The organism is Endozoicomonas atrinae, from assembly GCF_001647025.1.
Classification (GTDB): Bacteria; Pseudomonadota; Gammaproteobacteria; order Pseudomonadales; family Endozoicomonadaceae; genus Endozoicomonas; species Endozoicomonas atrinae.
Window position 1 is genome coordinate 1 of sequence record NZ_LUKQ02000221.1, and the last position, 8,926, is coordinate 8,926.

Genomic DNA, 8,926 nt, shown 5'->3' on the forward strand with positions numbered 1-8,926 from the left:
GATCATCCTGAGTTTTAATCTGACTGGCTATTTGATCTACCAGTTTTTCGTTGATTTCAACGCTCATTGTTATTCTCCATTTTGGAGTATTAACGACAAGCGTTTACACAATTTAAATTACATTCCCAGAAAATGTTTTTTTTTGACTTGGTTTTGATTATTGGCTAGTCTCGATATTTTAATCATGGAAGTTGATTTTAATATTGAACCTTTTCCAGGTTTAGTAATCTCTTAAACAGAACTATCAATATTTATTTTGCACATTATGCTTACTTTGAATGAGAATCTATATGCTGCCCTTTGTTCTCTCTTTGCAGATTCAGATCCACTTCCTCTATTAAACAGCACGAGTGAATACCGTGTTTTCCGGAAATTAATTGCTGAGGCTAACTCAGTTGCCCGGGCGTGGTTTCAGGAACCTGATGTTGAAGCGGCAGCCAGCCTCAGAAAGAACCTGTTCAGTGCCTGGCAGGAGTGCCATCAGTGGTTGTTAGGTGAAATGAAGAGCAAGGCTCTGTGGTCACCGGAGTGGCTGGGCTGGCTGGCATATACCAGTCTTTATGTCCCGGAATTCTCATGGCAGTCCTTCTCCTTTTCCTTTCTTCTTCTGGATCGTTGCCTTGAAAAGGTACCCGCAGATTTGAGCAGTGAAAATCAGAAGTATTTATACGACTCTCTCGGTCGTTTGGCGTCTATGGTTTCAGATGAGAGTGCGGAGCCGCTGTTATTGCCTCCACTGCAGGAAACCGCACTGTTGAATAACCTGTCCCTGACGGAGATCAAGGCAGATAGTGAGAGACAGGGAACACCGGACCGCCTTTCTTCTGACAATCTGAGTAGCCTGCAATCCCTTGCGGGGCCACTGGAGAAGCTTCCAGGGCATTTCAACCGTTTTGGTCGAACAATACATCTTCGGAAATTCAGATCTGTAATTAACGATGCAATAGCAGTACTCAGTCAATGCGTGCCAAGTTCGCAGTGCGCAGAGAGCGAAATGGCAGACTGTGAAGGAGTTTCAGATTGCTCGGATGATGATGCAATGTCGGCCACATCGCCGGAGCGGCCAAAAACCATGAATCGAGATTATGCCAGGGATAGCCTGCAGGAACTGATCACCTTTTTCCGCCAGACAGAACCCCATAGCCCTGTTGCCTGGCAACTTGAAACAGCGCTGAACTGGCTGAACCTGAGTTTTCCCGAACTTCTTTTAAAGATGACAGGAGAACAGCAGGAGCTTTATCAGGATATTTGCCGGAGGCTTGGTATGATTGATGCCGTATCAATTGGAGAAAAATCTGATGAATAGATTTAAAAAATATATTTGTTGAACAGAACGGTCTATTTTAAAAAAAATCGCTTAATTATCGAGTATGACCCTATATGGAGGTAGATGGTGAGTGTTTCAAATTTCATCCATTATTTTAAATTAGAGAATGGTTTATGGAGGGATATTTTTATGATTATCAGGAAATAATCTGTTGTTAATGGGATTAAGTCATTTTAAGTTTGATATTTCTTGGCTGACTAATGGGCAGGGTAGTGTTAATGATACTGTTCTGTTCTATTCCGGAAAAAACAGTAAAAACAAACATTATTCATTTTCTGAACTCTTGATTTACAAAGATTTTCTATGGCTACGTTTTTTATGAATATTGAAGGACAAACACCAAAAGGAGCGGCAACACTGGAAAAATTTACTGGTGGTGATGGTTTGCCGAATGAAGGCTGGTTTGGAATAACGTCGTTTAGCTGGGGAGCTTCCCGAACGATAGGGATGGACGTTGGAGACCACCATAATAAGGATAGTGGTCATTGTCTGATGCATGAATTCCGACTCGATAAAACTCTCTGCGGTGCCTATGAAAACATTTTATCACTGTTACTGGCACCGACTAGCGAGGGGAGGAAAATATTTCTGATTGGCACAAAGCCTGAAAGAGTTGCAAATCAGGGACCTGAAGTCTACCTGCAGGTGACCCTTGAGGAAAGCCGACTCAGTTATTTTTGCATGTCAGGTGCGGAATCCACCCCGACGGTGCAGTATCACATCGCCTATAGCATGTTCCATATAAAACACTGGTATGAATCAGCTACTGGTGAATTAACACCGGGTGGGCTGATTACCTATAACGTCAAGTCAGGTTCTGCAGAGTCTACGGTGACAAGCTGATTAATGACAATTGTGTCGGCTCTTTAACGTTATATAAATCGTATCAATCGACTGTCTCAAAATGGTGGGGATTCAGAAAAATGCCTCAAAATTCTCAACACAAACGCATTCATAAAAATCGTGTCAGTATCACTTACGATGTTGATGTTAATGGATCTACCCAAAGCCGTGAACTGCCATTTGTGGTTGGGGTCATTGCCGATCTTTCAGGTCACCGCCCTGATGACCGAAAGGACGCTATTGAAGACCGGCAGTTTATCCGGGTTGATCAGGATAATTTTGATCTGGTGATGTCAAGACTGGGTCCTGAACTCAGTCTGTCAGTAGAAAATAAGCTTGAAGAGGATGGGGCACCCATTGCCTGTAATCTCTCCTTTCATTCCATGGCAGACTTTGACCCTGAAAGTATTGTGCGACAGGTGCCAGTTCTGAATGAACTGGTCACTGCCAGAAGCCAGCTGATGTCGTTGCTGGGCAAGTCAGACCGTTGTCGGGATCTTGAAAAAACGCTGAGACAAGTGATCAGCAATAATGAATTGATGCAAAAACTGGCAGATGAGCTGGATATTGGTAAGGAGTAATTAGTTATCATGAGTGATGTTGACGCTAACCTTGCTGAAGCAGATGTTGCAGCTAACCCCGCTGAAGCAACTGTCCCTGATGTGTTTGCCAACGGCGTTCTGGTAACCCTTCAGGAAAACCGGGGGCAAAGTAATGCGGATGACCTGAAGTCTCTGATCATCAACCTCGTTATGCAGTTTAAAGAAGGGCGCCTGAAGTGGAAGGGGAATCTGACCCATACCATCAACGATGCGGTTGCCAACATTGATGAGCTTCTTTCGCGTCAGCTGTCTACAGTTATGGCGAATCCCGGGTTTCGCAAGCTGGAGGGTAGCTGGCTTGGCCTGCAAAAGCTGGTACGTAACTCTGAACTCGGTACAAGCTTGAAGGTAAAGCTCTTTGATGCCTCTCAGGAAGAGTTGCTAACGCAATTTGAAAATGCACCTGCTGTTGACCGCAGTCCACTGTTTAATACCTTCTACCAGCAGGAGTTCGGTACAGCAGGCGGTGAGCCCTATGGTGTACTGGTGGGTGATATGTATTTCAGCTACAGTGATCAGGATATTACGCTGCTCCGTTATCTTGCTGAAGTCGCCGCCGCCAGCCATTGTCCCTTTATAGCGGCTGCCCCCTCTGAGATGTTTGAATTATCTTCTTTTGTTGATCTGGCGGAAGGCAGGCCTGTTGCCACAGGTTTTGATGACCCGCTTTACGGTGCCTGGAATGCTTTCAGAAGCTGTGATGATGCCCGGTTTGTAACATTGACCATGCCCCGTGTATTGGCCAGGCTGCCATACGGAACCGAGAGCAATCCGGTAACTCAATTTAATTTTGAGGAGCTGTCCCGCAACAAAGATGGCGTTTGTCAACTGGATCATGAACGGGACTTTGTCTGGACCAATGCAGCCTATGAACTGGCTTTGAATATGACCAGGGCGTTTAGTCAATCTGGCTGGTGTACCGCCATTCGTGGCGTTGATAATGGCGGCAGGGTGGAGAACTTGCCCAACTTTACGTATCAATCGTTGTCAGGTGACCGCCTTCAGTTCTGTCCTGCCGAGGTCAATCTGACTGATGAGAGGGAAAAGGAACTCAGTGACCTGGGTTTCCTGCCGCTGGTGCATTATAAAGGGCAGAACTATGCAGTGTTTCTGGGTGCTCAAACGGCCCAGAAACCGCAGACTTATGTTGAGCCGGAAATCACTGCCAATGCCGCGATATCAGCCCGGCTGCCTTATGTTATGGCCAGCAGCCGGATTGCCCATTATCTGAAAGTGATGGGACGTGATCATATTGGTTCCAATTTGACCGCTGAAGATGTTGAAAAGCAACTTAAAAACTGGATAGGTCAGTATACCAACCCCAATGCGGTAGGCAATGACGCCAGGGCAAGATGCCCACTCAGGGAGTCGCAGATCACGGTGATAGAACAAAAAGGCAGGCCCGGAAGTTATTTTGTGGTGGCCAACCTCAGACCCTGGCTGCAAATGGAAGAGCTCACTGCATCTCTGAGAACGGTGGCTGCCATACCGTCTTCATAATTACTGATATGAGAACACCGGAAATATGCCTGTTACACCTGGTTGCAGCGGTTGATGAGTTACTGCGCAGCCAGCTTCAGGCAGTTATCGATACCACTGACTATACAGAACTCAAGGCTACATGGACTGGTTTGCACTGGTTGGTTCAACAACAACAGAGTGGCGATGGTACAAAAATTAAAATTATGGATCTCTGTCAGGTTGAATTAAGTAACAACCTGCGATCGTCGGGAAATCTGTCACAATCCCTGCTCTATCAGAGGCTTTACCGGGAAGGGTTGTGTACGCTCGGGGGTGAACCTTTTGGCCTGTTGATGGCAGGCTACAGCTTTGAGTTTTTCAACCATATCCCTTCTGAACAGGCAGGCCTTGTTCGTCAACTTTCTGAACTGGGTGAACTGTCCCTCTGCCCGATAGTTCTTGGTATGGGCAACCTGTGGCAAAGTGACAACCCCTCCCTGTCCAGCTGTGCATCAAGATTGGAAAGGGTTGGTACATTTGCCGATTATGAGAGTTTCAGGGCAATCAGAGAACAGGTATCCGCCAGTTTTCTTGCGGTAACCTGGCCTCGTTTTACCACCGGAAATGGCAGGGGGGGTTACAACCCGGTTTACCGTCCTCGTATCAGGTCTGTCTGGTGTCATAGTGGTTATGCGTTACTTGCCCTGGTGATCAGGGAGTATGGTGAATATGGCTGGTTTTCCGGGTTGCAGGCCTGGGGCGAGGGGGTCAAGTGTGGAGCCGTACTCCCGGAGCAGCAGGAAAAGCCGGGTGTCATGGCCGAAATCCGGCTTACTGAATCGGTCGAATCGACCTTTACCAGGCTTGGCATCATGCCTTTGGGCAGTGGCTGGCTCGATCATACGGCGGGTTTTTTTTCCATGTCCATGACGGGTGTACTCCCGGGGAAGGAATCCTGCCAGTTTCTGCCCCCCTTGCTGATTGTCTGCCGCTTTGGGCATTACCTGAAAGTTAAAACCCGTGAACGGGTAGGCTCATCCAATCAGGCTGTGGAGTATGCCAACGATTTGCAACGGTGGCTTGATCAATATTGCAGTTCCTCAGAAATCAGAGAATTGTCCCTGCTGGCGGTTTCTCCACTGAAATGGGCAAAGTTATCGGTTCAGGAGGAGGGGACTAAGCCGGGAGCATTTCTGGCAACTCTGGAATTGCTCCCGCACTTACCGCCCGGGTTAACAGTGGATGCATTAAGAATTCACTTGCAATTGTCAACGGAATTCAACGATTTTCTACCAGATCACACCGCCAGATAGTGTAGGAGGTAATCATGTTCGAAAAGTTTATTAAAATGACCACCCGTAATGATGATGAAAGCATCCGTGACAGTATCATCTACACGATCGTGACTTTGGTATCAACCCGGGCAACATCTGGAAACTCAATCCTGTCGAGTCATTCTGACTCTGGCCCCAGGCAAACGGGTCTTTCTGGTTTTGGCATACCCTGTTGCCAGACTCACCTTATCGATAACATTCGCCTGCGCCAGATTCTAAAGCAGAGAATCCTTCTCTATGAGCCACGCTTGAACTGGGTAACGGTGTATGTAGATTATGGACAGGATTTACTGAGCTTTTTTATCGAAGGGGCGTTATCGGATAGCCACCAGCAGAGTATTCAATTCAGGGTGAGTTACCCATGCCATCTACGCATAAGTTGAGTCTGCAGAACAGACTGTATGATAAGGAATTACATAAACTCCGGGTAAAACTCCGGGCGTTTGCCAGTGAACAGCCAGAGACAGCCCGTCAACTGGATTTGAACGAGGGAACTCCATCAGATCCGGACATATCGCGCTTGCTGGAGGGGGTTGCCTGGCTGTGTACAGAGCTTCAGATGCGCCTGGATGATGGTTATGAGTCAGTCTGCAGGCAGATTTTTCAGCTGTTTTATCCGGATTTTCTAAAGCCTGTTCCTTCTTTTGGTGTTCTGAAATTTGTTACCGGTGAATTAAAGGAGGCAGCAACACTTCATAAAGGGTCGTTCTTTGAGCTGGGAGATAAAAAGGGGAAATATTCGTTTCAAACCTGCAGAAGTCACTGCCTGTTGCCTGTGAATATAAGCAGTATTGAAAGCCTTTCTGCCCCCTTTAGTGAAGAGGTCATCGATGTTATGCAGCCATTACCGGAGGTACGGTCTGCCCTGAAAGTCTCGATTGCCAGTAATGATCTTACCACCGGTCTGGGAGAATACCTTGATCCGGGAATAGAATTTTACGCAAACCCCAGTGCTTTCAGGGCCGATGAGTTTCTTGATACTCTGATCAGTTCATTAAAGCGCATCCTGATTTGCTTTGATAAACAAGTGATCACCCTACCATTGGAGCGATTATCCTGGCCCATGTTTCATGGGGATTGTCGTATATTACCAACGGATCCCGGGCTTTCCGACAGCCATCAACTGCTGATGGATTTTTTTCAGGCTCATGAACTTTTCCGCTTTCTTCATCTTGATCTCACCGGTTATGCCGAAAAAATAAACGGTCCGACATTGGATATCCTCTGGCTACTGGAAGATGAGATTGAACACAGTAAAGATGCTATCGGGTTGGATCATCTTATGCTGGGCTGTACGCCGGTTGTTAACCTCTATGAGGGTCATACCAATCCGGTCAAAATCAACCATGAAATCCATGATACGCCCCTATCCATGGGACCACTGCATCATAGTGCAAGGATACGGGAAATACTTTCAGTCACCGATATCACCCAGCCGGAACAGCCTGTTGAACTATCAGCGCTTTTTCATTCCTCTTTTGAACAGGTCCGTTCAGATATGAGCTGGCAATTCAGCAGGGATCAGGACACAGACTATCTTCAGTTCATGAATACTGGACAGCATCATGATCTGAGCAGGAAATTGATGGCAGTTAAATGTCTTTGCTATGACCCGCAGGCCAGCCAGTTGCCGGTTACAGCTAAAGTCAGAGCGATCAATGTGTCTTTGCCCTGCAGTGTTCATTTGTTGAATGATACTTCAATGGTGTGTGTGGATGGCTTGCTGTCAACGGGAACCAGCTGGGATTTGCTTTCGGCCTTACAGCTCAATATACGCAGTTTCAAAACCCAAAGAAATGAGGCTGGCAAATTACAACGCGTGCTCCAGTTTTTTATCCAGCCGAATTCGGGTAACTTCGGTCATATATTGCGGAGTATTGAGTCACTGGAGGTTTCACATGACCTTCGGCCAACCATAGTGGCTAACCGTTATTTTATCAGCCAGGGCTGCTGTTTTCATATAACCCTGGACTGCCTGAAATTAACCTCTCTTCCTGCAACGCTGCTGATAAACCTGCTTCGCCATGTACTGAATTTCTGGCGCCCAATGGGCACCCATAGCCGTATGATCGTTCATTTAAAGTCAGGCGCAGGCAGTGGCGTCAAGACCATGAGTTTCCCGGTATTGACTGATGACTGAAACCATCAAAACCACTATTTTCAAACATTCAGAAAGATTTGAGTTTCGCCAGATTCTGAGGATGTTGCTGACGATAGATGGGAAGCTTCCAAGAATATTGACTTCTTTATACGGACATCAGTCTGATCAGGAAGTGTTTGCTTTGGATACCACTGACAACGAGACCGTTGTGATGGCGAACCTTCCCGGCCTGACCGGCCCTAAAGGCATCATGCCACATTACTTTCAGGATGCACTGAGACAGGTCCATATTGAACAGCAACAGTCTGGCCTTTTTGCCTTTATCCAGATATTTAATACCATACTCCTTGAAAAACGCTTTTTAATAGATCAATACGCATCACTACCCATGATGCTTGAACGTATCCATCAAATCGGCAAGTGGTCAGGGTCTTTTTTAGACATCAATGGGTTCTCACAATCCACTGATAGTGTATTCACAAACCTTGCTTTATTACGATTCCACTCGATCCTGAAAGTCAAAACCACCTATATTGGCGATCTGGATAGGATGTTATCGTTCTACTTTAATTTACCTATTAAAGTTCGTTGGGGGCATTTGTCACATTTTACGCTAAGTGAAGAGCTGCGTTGGTGCCTTGGTTTTAATACTGGCAATCTTCTTGGAAGAGGATTGCTTCTGGGGAGACAGATTACAGTCAATGAGATGCCATGTACGATACATGTCAGTGTCAACAGCAGAAGCCTATGGCATAAACTAAAGATAAAGAACACAATAGATAGTCTATACAACTATGGTTATTTACTGCTGAATTGTACGACTTTAAAATGTTACGCCGAAATACCAGGTGACCTTCTTGAGGCTCCTGTCCTATCCGCAGGCAGAATACGTTTGGGGCAATATCAAGTTCTACGTCCTCAGTCTTGCCATAAAAAAACGGTTCAGGTGCTATTGGATAAAGCTAAGTCATGAACCAATAAAGGAACCACCCCAGTTATGGATAATTCGACTGGGTGGGCTGTAGTTAAATCCTTTAAAAACCGAGCCTGTAAATAATTCTGTGTAAACGCCACCAAAACTATTACTCCTTGAACCGGTCAGGAAACATAATTTCAAACCGGTTCATGGCTGCTTTCCAGTTCCTGATCGGCATGGTCCATTTCTCGGAAGCTTTTTCCATGGCCAGATAGATTACCTTCATGACTGACTCATCAGTCCGAAAAATCTTCCGGTTCTTGATCGCCTTACGAATGACGC

General features: G+C 46.1%; 8 protein-coding genes and 1 pseudogene. 8 read left to right on the forward strand and 1 reads right to left on the reverse strand.

Annotated elements, in window-relative coordinates; translation table 11 throughout:
* Positions 1-274 precede the first annotated feature (274 nt).
* From AK963_RS21765 to AK963_RS21800, 8 genes are all read left to right on the forward strand, one after another.
* Positions 275-1,306 carry a hypothetical protein gene (locus AK963_RS21765; protein ID WP_139117581.1) on the forward strand — a complete coding sequence of 344 codons (1,032 nt, stop codon included), beginning with the start codon at positions 275-277 and terminating at the stop codon, positions 1,304-1,306.
* Between the two features lie 324 nt (positions 1,307-1,630).
* Positions 1,631-2,170: a type VI secretion system tube protein Hcp gene (locus AK963_RS21770; protein WP_083232835.1), complete on the forward strand. Its 540-nt coding sequence runs from the start codon at positions 1,631-1,633 to the stop codon at positions 2,168-2,170.
* A gap of 80 nt (positions 2,171-2,250) precedes the next feature.
* On the forward strand, positions 2,251-2,751 hold the full coding sequence (gene tssB, locus AK963_RS21775) for a type VI secretion system contractile sheath small subunit (protein ID WP_066017528.1): 501 nt from the start codon (positions 2,251-2,253) through the stop codon (positions 2,749-2,751).
* Between the two features lie 9 nt (positions 2,752-2,760).
* Positions 2,761-4,272, forward strand: a complete 1,512-nt coding sequence (gene tssC, locus AK963_RS21780; RefSeq protein WP_066017529.1) for a type VI secretion system contractile sheath large subunit — start codon at positions 2,761-2,763, stop codon at positions 4,270-4,272.
* 8 nt (positions 4,273-4,280) lie between these two features.
* Complete coding sequence (locus tag AK963_RS21785) at positions 4,281-5,546, forward strand: type VI secretion system contractile sheath domain-containing protein (RefSeq protein ID WP_066017530.1); 1,266 nt, start codon at positions 4,281-4,283, stop codon at positions 5,544-5,546.
* A gap of 14 nt (positions 5,547-5,560) precedes the next feature.
* Complete coding sequence (locus AK963_RS21790) at positions 5,561-5,950, forward strand: GPW/gp25 family protein (protein ID WP_066017531.1); 390 nt, start codon at positions 5,561-5,563, stop codon at positions 5,948-5,950.
* Positions 5,929-7,707, forward strand: coding sequence for a type VI secretion system baseplate subunit TssF (locus tag AK963_RS21795; protein ID WP_066017532.1), 1,779 nt, complete (start codon positions 5,929-5,931; stop codon positions 7,705-7,707). The genes AK963_RS21790 and AK963_RS21795 overlap by 22 nt, the downstream gene beginning before the upstream one ends.
* A complete protein-coding gene (locus AK963_RS21800; protein WP_066017533.1) occupies positions 7,700-8,641 on the forward strand; it encodes a type VI secretion system baseplate subunit TssG in 942 nt (313 codons plus the stop codon). The genes AK963_RS21795 and AK963_RS21800 overlap by 8 nt, the downstream gene beginning before the upstream one ends.
* 109 nt (positions 8,642-8,750) lie before the next feature.
* Here the strand turns inward: AK963_RS21800 and AK963_RS35755 are convergent.
* Positions 8,751-8,926 (reverse strand): annotated as a pseudogene (locus AK963_RS35755) (IS256 family transposase); the annotation flags it as partial.

Excerpts from the sequence above, each read along its gene's own strand:
- AK963_RS21795 (WP_066017532.1), top strand. The coding sequence starts at position 5,929 with ATGCCATCTACGCATAAGTTGAGTCTGCAGAACAGACTGTATGATAAG.
- AK963_RS21785 (WP_066017530.1), top strand. The coding sequence starts at position 4,281 with ATGAGAACACCGGAAATATGCCTGTTACACCTGGTTGCAGCGGTTGAT.
- AK963_RS21800 (WP_066017533.1), top strand. The coding sequence starts at position 7,700 with ATGACTGAAACCATCAAAACCACTATTTTCAAACATTCAGAAAGATTT.
- tssC (WP_066017529.1), top strand. The coding sequence starts at position 2,761 with ATGAGTGATGTTGACGCTAACCTTGCTGAAGCAGATGTTGCAGCTAAC.
- AK963_RS21790 (WP_066017531.1), top strand. The coding sequence starts at position 5,561 with ATGTTCGAAAAGTTTATTAAAATGACCACCCGTAATGATGATGAAAGC.
- tssB (WP_066017528.1), top strand. The coding sequence starts at position 2,251 with ATGCCTCAAAATTCTCAACACAAACGCATTCATAAAAATCGTGTCAGT.
- AK963_RS21770 (WP_083232835.1), top strand. The coding sequence starts at position 1,631 with ATGGCTACGTTTTTTATGAATATTGAAGGACAAACACCAAAAGGAGCG.